Origin of the sequence: Sandaracinobacteroides sayramensis, from assembly GCF_022014495.1 — a bacterium.
GTDB classification, from domain to species: domain Bacteria; phylum Pseudomonadota; class Alphaproteobacteria; order Sphingomonadales; family Sphingomonadaceae; genus Sandaracinobacteroides; species Sandaracinobacteroides sayramense.
In genome coordinates, this window is record NZ_JAKLSQ010000001.1 from 399,816 (window position 1) to 414,961 (window position 15,146).

The 15,146-nt window shown below is 65.0% G+C and carries 14 protein-coding genes; 4 read left to right on the forward strand and 10 right to left on the reverse strand.

What is annotated here, in order from left to right; translation table 11 throughout:
• Window positions 1–24: 24 nt before the first annotated feature.
• Window positions 25–423 carry a lysozyme inhibitor LprI family protein gene (locus tag L6Q21_RS01750; protein ID WP_237828730.1) on the forward strand — a complete coding sequence of 133 codons (399 nt, stop codon included), beginning with the start codon at window positions 25–27 and terminating at the stop codon, window positions 421–423.
• A gap of 61 nt (window positions 424–484) precedes the next feature.
• Here L6Q21_RS01750 and L6Q21_RS01755 read toward each other — a convergent pair whose 3' ends face one another.
• The 3 genes from L6Q21_RS01755 to L6Q21_RS01765 form a co-directional block, all read right to left on the reverse strand.
• Window positions 485–1,249 (reverse strand): hypothetical protein, encoded by a 765-nt coding sequence (locus L6Q21_RS01755; RefSeq protein WP_237828731.1) that lies wholly within the window; start codon window positions 1,247–1,249, stop codon window positions 485–487.
• A 238-nt stretch (window positions 1,250–1,487) separates the two neighbouring features.
• Window positions 1,488–2,423 carry a helix-turn-helix domain-containing protein gene (locus L6Q21_RS01760; RefSeq protein ID WP_237828732.1) on the reverse strand — a complete coding sequence of 312 codons (936 nt, stop codon included), beginning with the start codon at window positions 2,421–2,423 and terminating at the stop codon, window positions 1,488–1,490.
• Window positions 2,424–2,921: 498 nt separating this feature from the next.
• Window positions 2,922–3,875 (reverse strand): AraC family transcriptional regulator, encoded by a 954-nt coding sequence (locus L6Q21_RS01765; protein WP_237828733.1) that lies wholly within the window; start codon window positions 3,873–3,875, stop codon window positions 2,922–2,924.
• A gap of 563 nt (window positions 3,876–4,438) precedes the next feature.
• On the opposite strand from L6Q21_RS01765, the gene L6Q21_RS01770 reads away from it, so the two are divergent.
• Genes L6Q21_RS01770 through L6Q21_RS01780 form a run of 3 tightly spaced genes read left to right on the forward strand, consistent with a single transcriptional unit; the run spans window position 4,439 to window position 6,406 of the window.
• Window positions 4,439–4,954 (forward strand): hypothetical protein, encoded by a 516-nt coding sequence (locus L6Q21_RS01770; RefSeq protein ID WP_237828734.1) that lies wholly within the window; start codon window positions 4,439–4,441, stop codon window positions 4,952–4,954.
• A gap of 13 nt (window positions 4,955–4,967) precedes the next feature.
• Window positions 4,968–5,576, forward strand: coding sequence for a hypothetical protein (locus L6Q21_RS01775; protein WP_237828736.1), 609 nt, complete (start codon window positions 4,968–4,970; stop codon window positions 5,574–5,576).
• A 56-nt stretch (window positions 5,577–5,632) separates the two neighbouring features.
• Window positions 5,633–6,406, forward strand: coding sequence for an SDR family oxidoreductase (locus L6Q21_RS01780; RefSeq protein WP_237828737.1), 774 nt, complete (start codon window positions 5,633–5,635; stop codon window positions 6,404–6,406).
• A gap of 47 nt (window positions 6,407–6,453) precedes the next feature.
• Here L6Q21_RS01780 and L6Q21_RS01785 read toward each other — a convergent pair whose 3' ends face one another.
• The 7 genes from L6Q21_RS01785 to L6Q21_RS01815 form a co-directional block, all read right to left on the reverse strand.
• A complete protein-coding gene (locus L6Q21_RS01785; protein ID WP_237828738.1) occupies window positions 6,454–8,823 on the reverse strand; it encodes a TonB-dependent receptor in 2,370 nt (789 codons plus the stop codon).
• Window positions 8,824–9,021: 198 nt separating this feature from the next.
• Window positions 9,022–9,369, reverse strand: coding sequence for a monovalent cation/H(+) antiporter subunit G (mnhG, locus tag L6Q21_RS01790; protein ID WP_237828739.1), 348 nt, complete (start codon window positions 9,367–9,369; stop codon window positions 9,022–9,024).
• Window positions 9,366–9,650: a K+/H+ antiporter subunit F gene (locus L6Q21_RS01795; protein ID WP_237828740.1), complete on the reverse strand. Its 285-nt coding sequence runs from the start codon at window positions 9,648–9,650 to the stop codon at window positions 9,366–9,368. Before L6Q21_RS01795 ends, mnhG begins: the two co-directional genes overlap by 4 nt.
• Window positions 9,647–10,138, reverse strand: a complete 492-nt coding sequence (locus tag L6Q21_RS01800; protein WP_237828741.1) for a Na+/H+ antiporter subunit E — start codon at window positions 10,136–10,138, stop codon at window positions 9,647–9,649. Before L6Q21_RS01800 ends, L6Q21_RS01795 begins: the two co-directional genes overlap by 4 nt.
• Window positions 10,135–11,763: a monovalent cation/H+ antiporter subunit D gene (locus tag L6Q21_RS01805; protein WP_237828743.1), complete on the reverse strand. Its 1,629-nt coding sequence runs from the start codon at window positions 11,761–11,763 to the stop codon at window positions 10,135–10,137. Before L6Q21_RS01805 ends, L6Q21_RS01800 begins: the two co-directional genes overlap by 4 nt.
• Window positions 11,760–12,104: a Na+/H+ antiporter subunit C gene (locus L6Q21_RS01810; protein ID WP_237828745.1), complete on the reverse strand. Its 345-nt coding sequence runs from the start codon at window positions 12,102–12,104 to the stop codon at window positions 11,760–11,762. The genes L6Q21_RS01805 and L6Q21_RS01810 overlap by 4 nt, the downstream gene beginning before the upstream one ends.
• Window positions 12,104–15,022 (reverse strand): monovalent cation/H+ antiporter subunit A, encoded by a 2,919-nt coding sequence (locus L6Q21_RS01815; protein WP_237828746.1) that lies wholly within the window; start codon window positions 15,020–15,022, stop codon window positions 12,104–12,106. Before L6Q21_RS01815 ends, L6Q21_RS01810 begins: the two co-directional genes overlap by 1 nt.
• Window positions 15,023–15,146: the final 124 nt, after the last annotated feature.

Consider the following 15,146-nt stretch of genomic DNA (forward strand, 5'->3'; position numbering starts at 1 on the left):
GCAATTAACAGGAGATGGAGATTCATGAGCGCATCTTTCGCCCGCCGGATGGCCCTGGCCCTGCTGCTCGCAATTCCCGCCGCGCCGGCGCTCGCCGCCGACTGTGCCGACAGCAAGACGCAGGCCGCCATGAACGCCTGCATCAAGGGCGACTTCGCCTCGGCCGACAAGACGCTGAACACGCTCTATCAGCGGCTGCTGAAGAAGCTGGAGCCGGAGGACGCGAAGCTGCTGCAGGCCGCGCAGCGCAGCTGGATCTCCTTCCGGGACAAGCACTGCGCCTTCGTCGCCAATCCCAATTCGGGCGGTTCCATCTATCCCACGGTCTTCGCCTCCTGCGCCGCCAGCGTGACGACAACCCGGGCCGCCCAGCTGCGCGGCCGGCTCTATTGTCAGGAAGGCGACATGGGCTGCGGCAGCTGATCGACGGCAAGGGCGGCGCGCCCGCCGGGAAGCCTCCGGTCGGCGCGTCCGCCACGGCGGGTCAGAAGGCAAGCTCCGCGAAGGCGAAAGGGCCATGGTAGCGATAGTCGACCTCGGCCCTGAGGTCGCTCTTGCGCACCCTGAGGTCATAATCGACATAGCGATAGCCGAGGCCCGCGCCGAAGTGGCGGTGGATTCGCGCCGAAACGGTCGCCTGCGCGTCCACCAGCTTGCCCTTGTAGCCCCCCATCTTCATCGACAGCAGGTCGACGCGGCCGTTCAGCCCCCATGTCCCGTCGATGCTGTAGTTTCCGAACAGCGACACATTGGGAAGCGGAACGGTTTTGCTCTTCGCCTCGCTCAGTTCGACGCCGGCTACTTCGGCCGAAAAGCTGTAGCGCGCCCTCGTCAGGTGAACGCCGGCGGACAGCCCCAGCTCGCCCTTCTGCGAATGCAGGGGGGACCAGCCGGCGGCGATGCGCCAGACGTCGGTGCGGAAGGACGCATCGAGTTCCGCGTCCACCGGAAAGACGGTGTCGTCGATTCGGATTTCCGCATCGATGGCCGCGCCTCCCGAACGTCCGAGGCTGAAATAATCCGCCTCGACCCGGAACGCCTTTCCGAATCGGACTCCGCCTTCGACCTTGGGTTTCCAGGCATGTCGCCTGAAGCCCAGATCCTCCTCGAAATCGATCCTCGTTCCGGGAATGCCCAGCTTGCTGTCGTCGATCTTCAGCGAGGTGTCGACACTGGCGCGGAAGACCCCCGCCTTCAGCCACGCCTTGTCCTCCGGACGTTCCGCATGGGCGGGCGCCGCGGCCAGCATCGCCAGGAGCAGCCGCGCCCCGAAACCGACCCGCTGCCGCGACCCCTCGCGACGGGGACGGCTCTCCGCAGTCCGTTCGGCATCTGTCGGCAACTGGCCTTGCACAGCCGCTCTCCGGTTGGAATGGAAGCCCACTGCCCGACTAACCCACGCCGCCCGCAGTTGCGTGTGTCGCGCGTCTTCGGATTCGGCCGGATTCCAGAATCCGATCTCCAAGTCGGCGAGACATGCGTCACCCCTAGCTATCGGAGGCGTCGGAGAAGATTCCGGCCTGTCGGCGGATCTGTCCTGGAGTGAGGCTCAAAAGGGCCTTCATCACCGTCGTCATATGGCTCTGGCTGGAGAAGCCGCAGCGAAGCGCGATCTGCTTCAGCGGCAGGCTGGAGAATGCGGCCAGCTCCCGCGCCAGATTGGCGCGTTGCAGCATGATATAGCGGTGCGGCGACACGCCCGCGGTCTGCCGGAACGCGCGGAGGAAATGGCTGTAGGAGAGGCCCGCCCGATCCGCGAGGGTCGCCAGCGCCATGTCGGAGGCCAGATTTTCCCGGATGAAATCCTCCATGTCCCGCCAGGTCCGGGGCGCAAGCCCGCCCCGGAAGCCATCCTGCACCGAACGCCCGGCAAGCGAGGAATGGCTGCGGATGAAATGCAGCATGAGAGCGGTGTTGAGCGACTCCACATAGAGCCGGTCGAAACCCTCCGGCCGGGCGAGATTGTCGCGCATGAGGGCGGCAATCCCGGCTGCCGTCCGGTCGATCATGCCGGGCTGCACGGTCTGCATCTCCACCCGGCCGGCATCGAATTCCCGCGCGGCGAAATCCGCCATGCGCGCCGGGTCCAGCGAAATGAGGATATTCTCCTTGGAGACATGCCACCGCGCCTGGAAACTGGCGCCGGCCGGGATGACCTCCACCGATCCGGCCGGGGCGTCGAAGACGATTTGCCGGCTGCCTGCCAGCCGCACCTCGCGCTGCGGCTGCGGCGTCAGCAGCACCAGCAGGAAGTGGGAGCCGACCTCGAACTCGATCTCGTCGGGCCCGCGGCGGGTGAGCGCGACGTCGGCGATGTCGCTGTAACTCTTCGGACCCCAACTGTCCGGAACGAGGTCTATCGCCAGCGGCGAAGCGGATTGGGGCACGATCTTGTCGTCCGGCCCGCCGGTCAAGGTCGTCATCCTCCTGCACCTCGCGGGATCATGGGGATGGCCTGCCGGTTACACGCGATCCGAACGAAGGCTGAAATGAAAGTCGCCGGGCGACCTGCCGCGCAGTCCCGCTTCGTGCCCGCTTCATGGTTGCATCCGCCCTCATCCCCCGCCTCGCTTCATCGGCCTGTCTGACCCCGACTGCGCGCTCGGACGGCTTTCCTGAATGGCAAATAACGGTCGCCGCCGCGATACGCACCCCACGGCATTGCGCCTGGACATCCATGAAATCCCGGGCGCGACCCAGTATGGGGCACCTCTATTTTGGCGAAGTCGATGACGGAAAGCGATCTGCTTTACGGGAACAAGGCATATTTCCACGAATCGACCGGGAAGCGCCCGTTTCGCCAGGCTGGACTTCCTGTTCCCCTTCGTCACCCCGGGCTTGACCCGCGGTCCAGCTTCCCGGCCGGCGTGAGAAAGAAGCGGGATCCCGGGTCAAGCCCGGGATGACGGAAAATATATCCATTACGTCCAGGAGTTCTCGACCTGATCCTGGATGGCAGCGGCGCCGGATTGCCGGCGCACCTCGCCGGGGGTCTCGTTCAACAGGGCCTTCAGAACAGTCGTCATATGGCTCTGGCTGGCGAATCCGCACTGAGCGGCGATCTGCTTCAGCGGAATGCGGGACGTGGCCGCCTGATGGCGTGCCTGATAGGCGCGCAACTGCATGATATAGCGATGCGGGGAGACGCCGGTGGTCTGGCGGAAGGCCCGCAGGAAGTGGCTGTAGGACAAGCCGGCGCGGCTCGCCAGGCTGGCAAGGGCTATATCGGCCGCCAGATTCTCCCGGATGAAATCTTCCATGTCCCGCCAGACGCGCGGCGACAGCCCGCCACGCAGCGGCTGCGCCTCCGGCTGCTCGGCCAGCGAGGAATGGCTCCTGACGATATGAACCATCAAGGCGGTCGTCAGGGATTCGATGTAGAGCCTTGCGGGCGAATGGTCCGCGCGGCGCATCTCGTCGCGCAGAAGGCCCGCTATTCCATTCGCCGTGCGATCGACCGTGCCGGGCTTCAGCGCCCGCAACTCGATCCGGCCGACGCCGAACTCCCTTTGGGCGAACTGCTGGAGCCGGGCCGGTTCCAGCGAGAGCAGCAGGCACTCCATCGGATGCTGCCAGCGGGAGAAATAGCTGGCGCCGGCCGGAACGATTTCCAGGCTTCCCGCCGGGGCATCGAATATGGTGCTGCGGGCGGCGTCAAGCCGAAGCTCCCGGCGGCGCTGGGGGGACTGGAAGACAAGCAGGAAATGCGCGTCGGCCTCCGCGTCGGCGTCGTCCGGGCCAGGCCTGATCGCCGCCAGATCGGCCAGGCCAGTGGAGATTCGGGGCCCCCAGCTTTCGGGAACCCGATCGAAAGATCGGAGGCCGGGCTTGTCGCCCATGCCGGCCGGAATGCCAGCTTCATGCGTCTTTGCCATGCGTTGCACACTTTCGAACCGTGCGGCCGAGGCTGGAACCGGCACGGAGTCAGGCCCTCGCCCGGAGCCTGCAGCGGAAGGCCTCAGCGGATACATTATCGCCCGTCTTGCCGCACCACGACAAGACGGACGCAAAACCCTTCTTGCGGACCCACTATTTCCAGGCACGGTTTTACAGGGAAGCGGCGCCACCCCGTGACACAGACGGTGATGGGCGGATTAGAAGCCAAGCCAACTGTCAGCAAGTCACGCATATGGAAATCGGATGTGCAAGCATAAGGATGTCGTTTGAATATGATTTCTCCAAACAGCATTGAAGTATATTATAAACATTCTCCACATTTTATCTCTTATTCTAGAATGACATGATGGATATTTATCGAATATTTCTGATTTCAGAATAATATCGATTTTCAGGAAACCGCTTTAATTTCCGAGAGCCGGCTCGTCAGCCTATCCTTCCCGAGCGGAATGGGCGCATAGCCGATCATATTACAGGGTCGGGGCCGGAGGCGGCTGTGTTCCGCCGCCTCCGGTCATTCAAGGGAAATGGAGTGTCCCGTTTGATCAACCCAATCCTGGCCCTGCTGGCGCTGTCGACGATGGTCGGGGCGCAGCCGGTTCCGGCCAAAGCCCCGGAAGGCGCGGCCGGCGCCGGTGATGCGCAACTGGGATTCGATCTGCGGATACTTCTTTCCCAAAAGGCCGCCGAAGACCTCGCACGGCGCGGCGAAGGCATAATCGTCAGCGCGAACTATTATGGCACCCCCATGGTCGCGGCCCGGCGCCACGCCAATGCGGCAGGCATGATCGATCTGGGGGAGGAAACCCGGACGTTGTCGAAGCCGCCCGGCTCCGTGCGCCTGACCGGAGACCCGGTCGACCGGAAGAAGATCGGCTGGCTGCAGGAGCCGCCGATGGTGAATGTGAACATATTCACCGCGCGCCGAAGCAGCCCCGACAATCTGATCTCATGCGATTTCATCGACGGGCCGGTCGCGCGGGTCGCGGGGCGGACGACGACGCTCACCTGCAGCCTGATAGGCGAAAACCGCGAAGTCTCCCTTTATCCGCGATAGCCCGACGACGCGCATGACCATGCCCCTGACCCAGCCCGATCCGAACGACATTCATGACCTCTTCGTCCACATCCGGTTGCTGATCGGCGTCATATTGGGCTTGTCGATCGGGCGTCTTTTGCAAGGCATCGCCAACATTATCGAACATCCGCGGGCGAAGAAGCTGTGGTGGGTGCATCTGGGCTGGGTGGCCTGGGCCATCTTCTTCGTCATCAGCTTCTGGTGGTGGGAGTTTCATCTCAGCCAGATCGGGAACTGGACGATCTGGAAATATTTCTTCCTGTTCGGATACTCCGGCCTTTATTTCCTCGTCTGCGCCATTCTCTTTCCTTCTTCGCTGGAGGGCTATGACGGCTATCAGGACTATCTGATCTCCCGCAGGCGCTGGTTCTTCGGCTTCATCGCGGCGATTACGGTCTTCGACCTGGGAGACGGCCTGCTGAAGGGGGCCGACTATCTGACCGCGCTGGGGCCGCGCTACGCCTTCCACATCGCATGGCTGCTGGTTCTGGCGATCGCCGGCGCGCTGACACGCCGGCCGGCGGCACATGCGGCGATCCTGATCCTGGCGCTGACCGAACTGCTGGGCTGGTCGTTCCACGCCTATGACCGGCTGTTCTGAATCCGCGGGCCAGCCGGCGATCACCCGCCCATATTCTGGCAAAGGAGCTTGTTGAAATGACGGATCACAGCATCAAGGGGAAGGCCGTTCTCATCGCCGGCGGCGCGAAGAATCTGGGCGGACTGATCGCCCGGGACTTCGCCGGACATGGCGCGCGCGCGATTGCCATCCACTACAACAGCCCTTCGGCCAAGGCCGAAGCGGAGGCGACCGTGGCCGCCATCGAGGCGGCGGGCGCCAGGGCCTTCGCCTTCCAAGCCGATCTCTCCACGGCGGGCGCCATGGAAAAGCTGTTCGCGGACGCGAAGGCGGCGCTTGGCGGCATCGACATCGCCATCAACACGGTCGGCAAGGTTCTGAAGAAGCCGATCGCCGAAGTCAGCGAGGCCGAATATGATGAAATGAGCGCGGTGAATGCCAAGGCCGCCTTCTTCTTCCTGAAGGAGGCCGGAAAGACGCTTGACGACAATGGCCGGATCTGCACGCTCGTCACTTCGCTGCTGGGGGCCTACACGCCATTTTACGCCAGCTACGCCGGCACCAAGGCGCCGGTCGAGCATTTCACCCGCGCCGCTTCCAAGGAGTTCGGCGATCGCGGGATTTCGGTGACGGCGATCGGCCCCGGGCCGATGGACACGCCCTTCTTCTATCCGGCGGAAGGCGCAGAGGCGGTCGCCTATCACAAGACGGCCGCGGCCCTGTCCAGGTTCACCCCCACGGGCCTCACCCATATCGAGGATATCGTGCCCTGGATCCGCTTCCTGGTGACCGACGGCTGGTGGATGACCGGCCAGACGATTCTGGTGAACGGCGGCTACACCACGAAATAAGCCGCCTGCGGGGCGCCGGATGCACGAGCCTGCATCCGGCGCCGCTGTCAGAAGCTGACCTTGCCGGTGACCCCATAGGTGCGCGGATCGCCCAGCACGCCGATGTAGGGCGAAACCGGATTGGCGGGGCCGACCCCCACGAAATAGGTCTTGTCGAACAGGTTCCGGCCCCAGACATTCAGCGACCAGCGGCCATCCGCCGCGCGGATGCCCAGGCCGGCGTTGGTGAGGCCATAAGCCTCCTGCCGCCCATATTCGGAGAAGGGGTTGGAGAGGTTGACCGCCGACCGATAGGTCTGGTTCGCGAAGCCCGTGATGTGGAGCGCGCTCGAAATCGGCACATCCGCGTCGAGGCTGACCTGCCCCGACCATTTGGGCGCTCCGACCACCCGTTCCCCCGACCAGTCGACATAGGTGGGGGCGCCCGGATATTGCGCCTCTACCGGCGAGGGGCCCTTCTCATAGGAGACGTAGCGCGCGTCGTTGAAGGCGCCATTGGCCGAAAGGCTGATGCCCCGGGCCAGCGAGACCTGGCCTTCCAGTTCCACCCCGCGCAGCCTGACCTTGCCGACATTGCCGAGATAGCTGCCCAGCGCCAGCCGGTTCGGGTCCACCTGCGTCGCCTGGAAATTGGTGATGTCGTTCCAGTAAAGATTGGCATTGAGGAAGCCGACGCCCGGGAAGCTTGCCTTCACCCCCGCTTCGTAGGCGGTCGATTTTTCCGGATCGATCAGCAGCGGCTTGCCGGGCGTCGCCGACAGGTTGGCGGCGCCGGATTTCTCGCCGTGGCTCACGGAGGCGTAGAGTAGCACATCGTCCGACAGCTTGTAGGACGGGTTGACGAGCCACGACCAGCCGGTCGTGGTATGGGAATCCGCCAGACGGAAATTGCCGGCCAGCGCCGGGGTGGTGCCGCCAAAGGAGGCGAGGACGGCGGCGCGGGCAGGCGCGAGCGCCGCGAGCGGGCCGACCAGCGGCGTGCCGCCGAAGCTCCGGCCGAGGTTGATGGCGGATTTCGCCTCCCGCGAGAGGCGCAGGCCGAGCGTCAGGTCGAACCTGTCCGTCGCATGCCATGTGCCCTGCCCGAAGAGGGCCGAGCTTTCGATCTTGGCCGAGCCGCGCTGCTGATATTCCACCCCATCCAGTACCAGCGGCAGCAGATAGGCCGGCGGCAGCTGGCCGGTCAGGAACCATCTGGTGGCGTCGGACTGGAAGAGGGAGCGGTTGTTGGAAACCAGATCCTCGTAAAGGTAGAAGGCGCCGACCTGATAATCGACCGTCTGGCCGGTGGGGGAAGCGAGGCGGATCTCCTGCGAATATTGGTCGACGTCGACGTCGAACCCGGCGCGCAGGATGGAGAAGGGTGAATTGTCGCTGTCGTTCTTGGGGCGGAAGCGCAGCTGTCGCCAGGCGGAGACGGAAGTGATGCTGTGATCGCCCAATTGCACGTCGAACTGGTTGGAAATGCCCCAGACCTTGCTGGAAATCCGCTCCTGCGTGTTCACATTGGCGTTCTGCGGATAATCGTAGCTGGGCGTGAAGCCGAAGATGGTTTGCAGCTTGCGCTCCCAGCTCGCGGCGCGGACCGTGCCATTGGTGAAGTTGTTGGCATCGGCGAACGGCGGGTAGAAATTGTTGTATTCGTTGGTTTCGTAACGCTCGACGATCAGCCGGTTGGTGAAGGTCGGCAGCTCCAGCAGCAGTTGCCCGCGCAGCGCCCAGCGGTTCACGTCCAGGAACTTCTGGCCGTCATAGGCGTTGGTGATCCAGCCGTCCGACTTGTCGCGATAGCCGGTGATGCGGAACGCCAGCCTGTCCTTGATGATCGGGCCGCTCACATTGCCGCGCAGTTGCCAGCGGCCGAAATTGGCGTAGCCGGCCTCCACCGTCGCCTCCGGCTCGAAGCTGGGCTTCTTCGTGGTGATGATCAGCGCGCCGATAGTGGTGTTCTTGCCCAGCAGCGTGCCCTGCGGGCCGCGCACGAGTTCCACATTTTCCACATCCACGAAGTCGAGCCAGGAGAAGCCGACATGGGTGTAGAACACATTGTCGACGATGAGGCCGACGCCCGATTCCGCGCCGTCGTTGTTGGCGTTGCCGCCAAGGCCGCGCACATAGAGGCCGGACACGCGGGTATTCTGCTGCACCGCGCCGAAATTGGGCAGCTTGGCGGAAAAGTCCGATACGCGGTTGATCTGCTGCCGGGCCAGCGTGTCGCCGGAAATGGTGGAAATGGCCACCGGCACGTCCTGCAGCCGCTCGTCGCGCTTGCGCGCGGTGACGACGATCTCCCCGCTGGAAGCGGCCGTCACCTCGGCGTCCGCATCCGCTTCCGCCTGCGCGGGCATGGCGAGCACGCCCAGCCCGGCGATCAGCGCCGAAAGGCTCGATTGAACCGTGAACCCCTTTTTTCGCATATCCGTCCCTTTTCGGATCTCATGTTCCAATCCGACAGATATCTATTGTTTCAATAGAGAATTTAGGGAGACAGTTTTGATTGGAGCGCCAGAACCCGTGCTTGCCTTGCCCTCATGCCCACTTCCGGGGCAGGCTGAACGGTCGGGCCGGGGCCGGACCTTCCAGGCTGCGCAGCGCCCTCGATGGGAATCAGGGTTTCAGTCCAGTTCCTTCGGCACGTCTTCATCCCCTTCCGTGCGGTCGCGATAGAGGGCGGCGCGGGCCAGCAGCATCAGCGTGACCGGGGTTGTCAGCGTCAGGAAAAGGGCGATCAGCACTTCATGGATCACCGCCCGCCCCTCCAGCACCGAGAAGCAGAGGATGGAGGCAACGAGGATCCCGCCCGCCCCCAGCGTAGAGCCGAGCGTCGGGGCGTGGACGCGCTGGTAGAAGGATTTGAGCCTCAGCAGGCCGATCGAGCCGATGGCGGTGATGCTGGCGCCGGTCAGCAGCAGCAGCGCCGTCAGGATCGCGGCCCAGAGCGGCAGGTCCGGGGCCTCGGTCATTCGATCACCTCGCCGCGCATCAGGAATTTGGAAAGCGCGACCGTGCCGGTGAAACCCAGCATGCCGATCACCAGCGCCGCTTCGAAATAGAGCGTCTGCCCCGACTGGATCCCGAAGGTGACCAGCAGCAGCATGGCGTTCACATAAAGCGTGTCCAGCCCCAGCACCCGGTCCTGCGCGCGCGGGCCGATCACCACGCGCCATGTGGCGCAGGCCATGGCGAAGCCCAGGATCAGCTGCGAGATGGTGATGGACCAGCCCAGCAGAAGCGTGGCGCTCATTCGAAAATCTCCATCAGCAGGCGTTCGTAGCGCTCTTTGATCAGCTCGACCCAATGGTCGGGATCGACGAAGTCGAGCACATGCAGCAGCAGAAGGTTCCGCGACCGGTCATATTGCACCCAGAGCGTGCCCGGAGTGGCGGTGAGGATGATGGCCAGCACGCCGAGGCCGAAGCGGTCGCGCATGTCGAGCGGGATCTGCAGGAAGCCGGAACGGATATGCTGCCTCTGCCCCTGCAGGATGATGCGGCCGACGGCGAGGTTCGAACGGAAGATGTCCTGAAGCACCACCAGCGGAAGCCGCAGCATGGCCATGCCGAAGCGGATGTTCGCGGTTTCCGGCTGCAGCGCCGACATGGCGTTGGTGGCGATCAGCGCCACGAGGCAGCCGAGCAATATCTGCCCCGGGGATATGGACTGCATCAGCAGCAGCCACATCACCAGCAGCGCGAGGCCGAAAAGGGGATAGGGCAGGATGCGCTTCATCATGGCGCCACCTCTCCCACGGACTTGCCGATGGGCGCCAGCACGGAATCGGAATAGACGGCGCGGTCGGAGAGGTCGCGCACCGTGTCCTCCATGAAGGTCATCGCCGGACCGGCCCAGATCATCAGCGCCAGGCAGGCGGAAAGCAGGATGGCGATCGGCACCGCCTCCAGCACGCCGAGCGCCGGGGTCTGGGTTTCGTCGGGCGTCCAGATGAGGTCGATTCCGGCGCGCACGCAGGCGATGAGCGCCGCCAGCCCGGAGGCGAGGATGAGGCCGATGAACCACCAGGAGGAAGTCTCCATCGTCGCCCGCTCGGCGAGGATGCCGTCGATCATGGCGAATTTCGCGATGAAGCCCGAAAGCGGCGGCAGGCCGGACAGCAGCAGGGCGCAGAAGGCGAAGCCGCCGCCGATGATGGCGAGCGTCGCCGGGATGACGACCCCGATCTCGTTATCCTCTTCCTCGGCCAGCGCGCCCAGATATTCGTCCTCGAACACCGGTTCCGAAGTCGAGCCTTCGCCTTCCTCGACACTGCCGCGTTCCACCAGTTCGACGATCAGGTAGAAGGCGGCGATCGCCAGCGTCGAGCTGACGAGATAGAAGAGCGCGCCCGCCAGCACCCGGTGGCTGCCGGTGCCGATGGCGGCGAGCAGCGTGCCGGACGACACCAGCACATAATGGCCGACGAGCCCGGTCAGCGTGGAGGCGGAGAGGATTCCGACGGCGCCGAAAGCGATGGTCGCCATGCCGCCGATCAGCAGCCAGTCGTTGGCGAAGCTGGCGGCGAGGCCGGCCTGGTCCCCGAAGAGCAGCATGGAAAGGCGCAGGATGATATAGACGCCGACCTTGGAGAGCATGGCGAACATCGCCGCGATCGGCGGGGCCGCCGCCGCATAGGTGCGCGGCAGCCACAGGCCCAGCGGCCACATGCCCGCCTTCACCAGGAAGGCTATGCCGAGGATCGCCGCCCCCGCCTCCAGCAGCATCACATCCTCCGGCGGGACATTGGGGATGCGCATGGCGAGATCGGCCATGTTGAGCGTGCCGGTGACGCCGTAGAGCAGGCTGACGCCGATCAGGAACAGCAGCGAGGTGGCCACATTGATGGCGATGTAATGCAGCCCGGCGCTGACGCGCGGCTGTCCGGAACCATGCAGAACCAGCCCGTAGGAGGCGGCGAGGAAAACCTCAAAGAAGACGAAGAGGTTGAAGAGATCCCCCGTCAGGAAGGCGCCGTTCAGCCCCATCAGCAGCAGCAGGAACAGGGCATGGAAGCGCGGCCCCGACCTGTCCCACCGCGCCAGAGCGTAGAGGAGCGAGGTGAAGCCCAGCACCGAAGTCAGCAACAGCATCAGCGCCGAAAGCCGGTCGACGACCAGCACGATGCCGAAGGGCGCGGCCCAGTCCCCCAGCCGGTAGGTGCCGACCCAAGGCTGCAGCGGCCCGCCGGCGAGCGTCTGGTAGAACAGCACCGAGGCGATCAGCACAAGCAACGCCGTGGTGGCGAGGCCGAGGCTGCTCCTGAGGCGAAGCCGGCGGTCGTGCAGCAGCAGCATCACCGCGCTGGCGACCAGTGGCAGCACGATCGGCAGGACGACGAGATGCTGCATCCATCCGCCCGTCACGGCTGATCCTCCTCGCCGTCGACATGGTCGGTGTTGGTAAGCCCGCGCGAGGCGAGCAGCACCACCAGCATCAGCGCCGTGGTGGCGAAGGAAATGACGATCGCCGTCAGCACCAGCGCCTGCGGAAGCGGATCGGTGTAGGCGGCCGGGTCCACCGCGGCGCCCTTGGTGAGGATGGGCGGAGCGCCGACGCGCAGCCGGCCCATCGCCAGGATGAACAGGTTCACCGCATAGGAAAGCAGCGCCAGCCCGATCACCAGCTGGAAGGTCCGCGGGCGCAGCAGCAGCCACACCCCCGAGCCGGTCAGGACGCCGATGGCAAGCGCCATTATGATTTCCATCAGCCCGCCTCCCCGCCCGCCTGGGTTTCGGTGGCGCGCGCGGCGCGCGGCGTGCGGATGGACTGGTGGGCGAGCGCGATCAGCACCAGGATCGTGGCGCCGACCACCACCGAGAAGACGCCGATGTCGAACAGAAGCGCGCTTGCGACCGGCATGGTGCCGATGACGGGCAGCTCGATGTAGCGGAAATAGGTGGTGAGGAGCGGATAGCCGAACAGCCAGGCGGCGGCCCCGGTCAAGGTGGCGGCCAGCAGCCCGAAGCCGATCCAGCGCAGCGGCATGATCATCAGCCGGTCTTCGACATGGCGGGTGCCGCTCGCCATATATTGCAGGATGATCGCGATCGACATGACGATGCCGGCGGCGAAGCCGCCGCCCGGCAGGTCGTGGCCGCGCAGCAGCAGGTAGATGGCGAAGGTGACGACGACGGGGAACATCCATTCGATCACCGTGCGCGGGATCATCAGATAATCGGCAAGGGTGTCGCCCACGTCGCGGCTGGCATGGGCGCGGTCGAACTCGTTCTGCACGCGCTGCTGTTCCGGTGTCTTGATGCTGTCGGCCGCCGGACGGAAGCGGCGCAGCAGCGAGAAGACGGTGATGGCGACGATCGCCAGCACGGTGATTTCGCCCAGCGTGTCGAACGCGCGGAAATCCACCAGGATCACATTGACGATATTGGTGCCGCCGCCCTTGGAATAGGCGTTCTGGGTGAAGAAGCTGCCGATGCTGTCGGTAAGCGGCCGGCTCATCACCGCATAGGCGGCGAGAGACATGCAAAGACCGGCGATAATCGCGATCACCAGATCGGCGCCGCGCCGCGCCGCCACGCGCACGGGCATATGCTTTTCCGGCCATATGTCGGGGCGGCGCTTGGGCAGCCAGCGCAGCCCCAGAAGCAGCAGCACCGTCGTCACGATTTCCACCACGAGCTGGGTGACGGCGAGATCGGGCGCCGACAGCCAGACGAAGCTGAGACAGGTGACGAGCCCGGCCACGCCGACGAGAATGAGCGCCGCCAGCCGGTGGAACTTGGCGAGCCATGCCGCGGCGATGGCGCTGGCGCCGCCGATCGCCCAGAAGATGGCGAAAACCGGATCGAGCGGCGTTAAAGGCTTGCTGCCCACCGAATAGCCGAAGAGCCAGAAAGGCAGGACGGAGGCGGCGAGCGCGATCACCACCAGCGCCCGAAGCTGCGGCTGCAACCGGGCGGTGCCCGCCCATTTGTGCAGTTGGCCGGCCCCGTCGACGATATGCTCGATCACCGCCTCGAACGTCCGCCGCGCCTTCAGCCGCCCGACCACCGGCGAGGTCTTCACGGCGTTCAGCCGCTTGCCGAACAGCGCATAGAGGCTGACCCCGCCCACCAGCGCCAGCAGGCTGAGCAGCAGCGGCCGGTTGAAACCATGCCAGATGGCGAGGCTGTAGTCCGGCGTGCGCGGCCCCAGCATGTCCTGCACGGCGGTCGCCAGGAACGGCCCGATCGTGATCGCCGGGAAGATGCCGATCACTAGGCAGGCCAGCACCAGAATCTCGATCGGCAGGCGCATCCAGGGCGGCGCCTCATGCGGCTCGTGCGGCAGGGGTTCGGGCGGGGGCGCGAAGAACACCTGGTGGATGAACCGCACCGAGTAGAGCACGGCGAAGGCGCTAGCCAGCGTGGCGAGCCATGGGAGCATCTGGTCGAGGATGGTGCCGCTGTGCTTTTCCAGAACTTCGGCCAGGAACATCTCCTTGGAAAGGAAGCCGTTCAGCAGCGGAACGCCGGCCATGGCGGCGGCGGCTACCATGGCGAGCGTCGCGGTGATGGGCATGAAGCGATAGAGGCCGCCGAGCTTGCGGATGTCCCGCGTGCCGGTCTCATGGTCGATGATCCCTGCGGCCATGAACAGCGAGGCCTTGAAGGTGGCGTGGTTCACCGTGTGGAAGATGGCCGCCACCGCCGCCAGCGGGCTGCCGAGGCCCAGCAGCAGGACGATGAGGCCCAGATGGCTGATCGTGGAATAGGCCAGCAGGCCCTTCAGATCCTGCTGGAAGATTGCCACCCAGGCGCCGATCAGCAGCGTCGCGAGGCCGATGGGTGCCACCGTGAAATACCAGGCGTCCGTCCCCGAAAGCACCGGCCACAGCAGGATCAGGATGAACACCCCCGCCTTCACCATGGTGGCGGAATGGAGATAGGCGGAAACCGGAGTCGGCGCCGCCATCGCGTGCGGCAGCCAGAAGTGGAAGGGGAATTGCGCGCTCTTGGTGAAGGCGCCGATCAGGATCAGCAGCAGGGTCGGCAGGTAGAGCGGGCTGGAACGGATGGCCTCGCCCGAAGCCAGCACCCGGTCCAGCGAATAGCCGCCGGCGATATGCCCCAGCAGCAGGAAGCCCAGCAGCAGGCAGATGCCGCCCGCGCCGGTGACGATCAGCGACATGCGCGCCCCGTCCCGCGCGCTCTGGTTATGGTGCCAGTAGCCGATCAGCAGGAAGGAAAAGAGGCTCGTCAGTTCCCAGAAGAAGACGATCTGCACCAGGTTGCCCGACAGGATAACGCCCAGCATCGAGCCCATGAAGGCCATCAGGAAGGCGAAGAACCTGGGAACCGGATCCTCGGGCGACATGTAGTAACGGGCGTAGAGGATCACCAGCGCGCCCATCAGCAGCACCAGCATGGAGAACAGCCACGACACGCCGCTCAGGCGGAAGGTGAGGTTCAAGTCGAGCGAGGGCAGCCAGGGCGTGGTGCTGACGAGCACCTGCCCGTTGGCGATCAGCGGATAGAGCCCGCCGATGGCGCCGGCGCAGAACAGCGCGATCAGCCCGGCGAGCATGGTCGCCTGGGTGCGCGCCCGCGTCGGAATGAACGCAGCGGCGAAGCTGCCGAGGAACGGCAGCGTCATGATCAGCAACAGGATATGTTGCGGGTCCATCGGGGTCGTCAGCTCCTCGCCAGCGGCCTCGAGCAGGGTTGCTCCCGCCCTTAATCTTCAGCGAGGGCCGATGACGCAAGCATAAGTTGATCGCTTTGGTGCGTTTTTTGCCTGGCCCCCCGCT

Bases quoted from the DNA above. Each gene is read 5' to 3' on its own strand.
- L6Q21_RS01750 (WP_237828730.1), top strand. From the start codon at position 25: ATGAGCGCATCTTTCGCCCGCCGGATGGCCCTGGCCCTGCTGCTCGCA.
- L6Q21_RS01755 (WP_237828731.1), bottom strand. From the start codon at position 1,249: ATGCTGGCCGCGGCGCCCGCCCATGCGGAACGTCCGGAGGACAAGGCG.
- L6Q21_RS01760 (WP_237828732.1), bottom strand. From the start codon at position 2,423: ATGACGACCTTGACCGGCGGGCCGGACGACAAGATCGTGCCCCAATCC.
- L6Q21_RS01765 (WP_237828733.1), bottom strand. From the start codon at position 3,875: ATGGCAAAGACGCATGAAGCTGGCATTCCGGCCGGCATGGGCGACAAG.
- L6Q21_RS01775 (WP_237828736.1), top strand. From the start codon at position 4,968: ATGACCATGCCCCTGACCCAGCCCGATCCGAACGACATTCATGACCTC.
- L6Q21_RS01780 (WP_237828737.1), top strand. From the start codon at position 5,633: ATGACGGATCACAGCATCAAGGGGAAGGCCGTTCTCATCGCCGGCGGC.
- L6Q21_RS01785 (WP_237828738.1), bottom strand. From the start codon at position 8,823: ATGCGAAAAAAGGGGTTCACGGTTCAATCGAGCCTTTCGGCGCTGATC.
- mnhG (WP_237828739.1), bottom strand. From the start codon at position 9,369: ATGACCGAGGCCCCGGACCTGCCGCTCTGGGCCGCGATCCTGACGGCG.
- L6Q21_RS01795 (WP_237828740.1), bottom strand. From the start codon at position 9,650: ATGAGCGCCACGCTTCTGCTGGGCTGGTCCATCACCATCTCGCAGCTG.
- L6Q21_RS01800 (WP_237828741.1), bottom strand. From the start codon at position 10,138: ATGATGAAGCGCATCCTGCCCTATCCCCTTTTCGGCCTCGCGCTGCTG.
- L6Q21_RS01810 (WP_237828745.1), bottom strand. From the start codon at position 12,104: ATGGAAATCATAATGGCGCTTGCCATCGGCGTCCTGACCGGCTCGGGG.
- L6Q21_RS01815 (WP_237828746.1), bottom strand. From the start codon at position 15,022: ATGGACCCGCAACATATCCTGTTGCTGATCATGACGCTGCCGTTCCTC.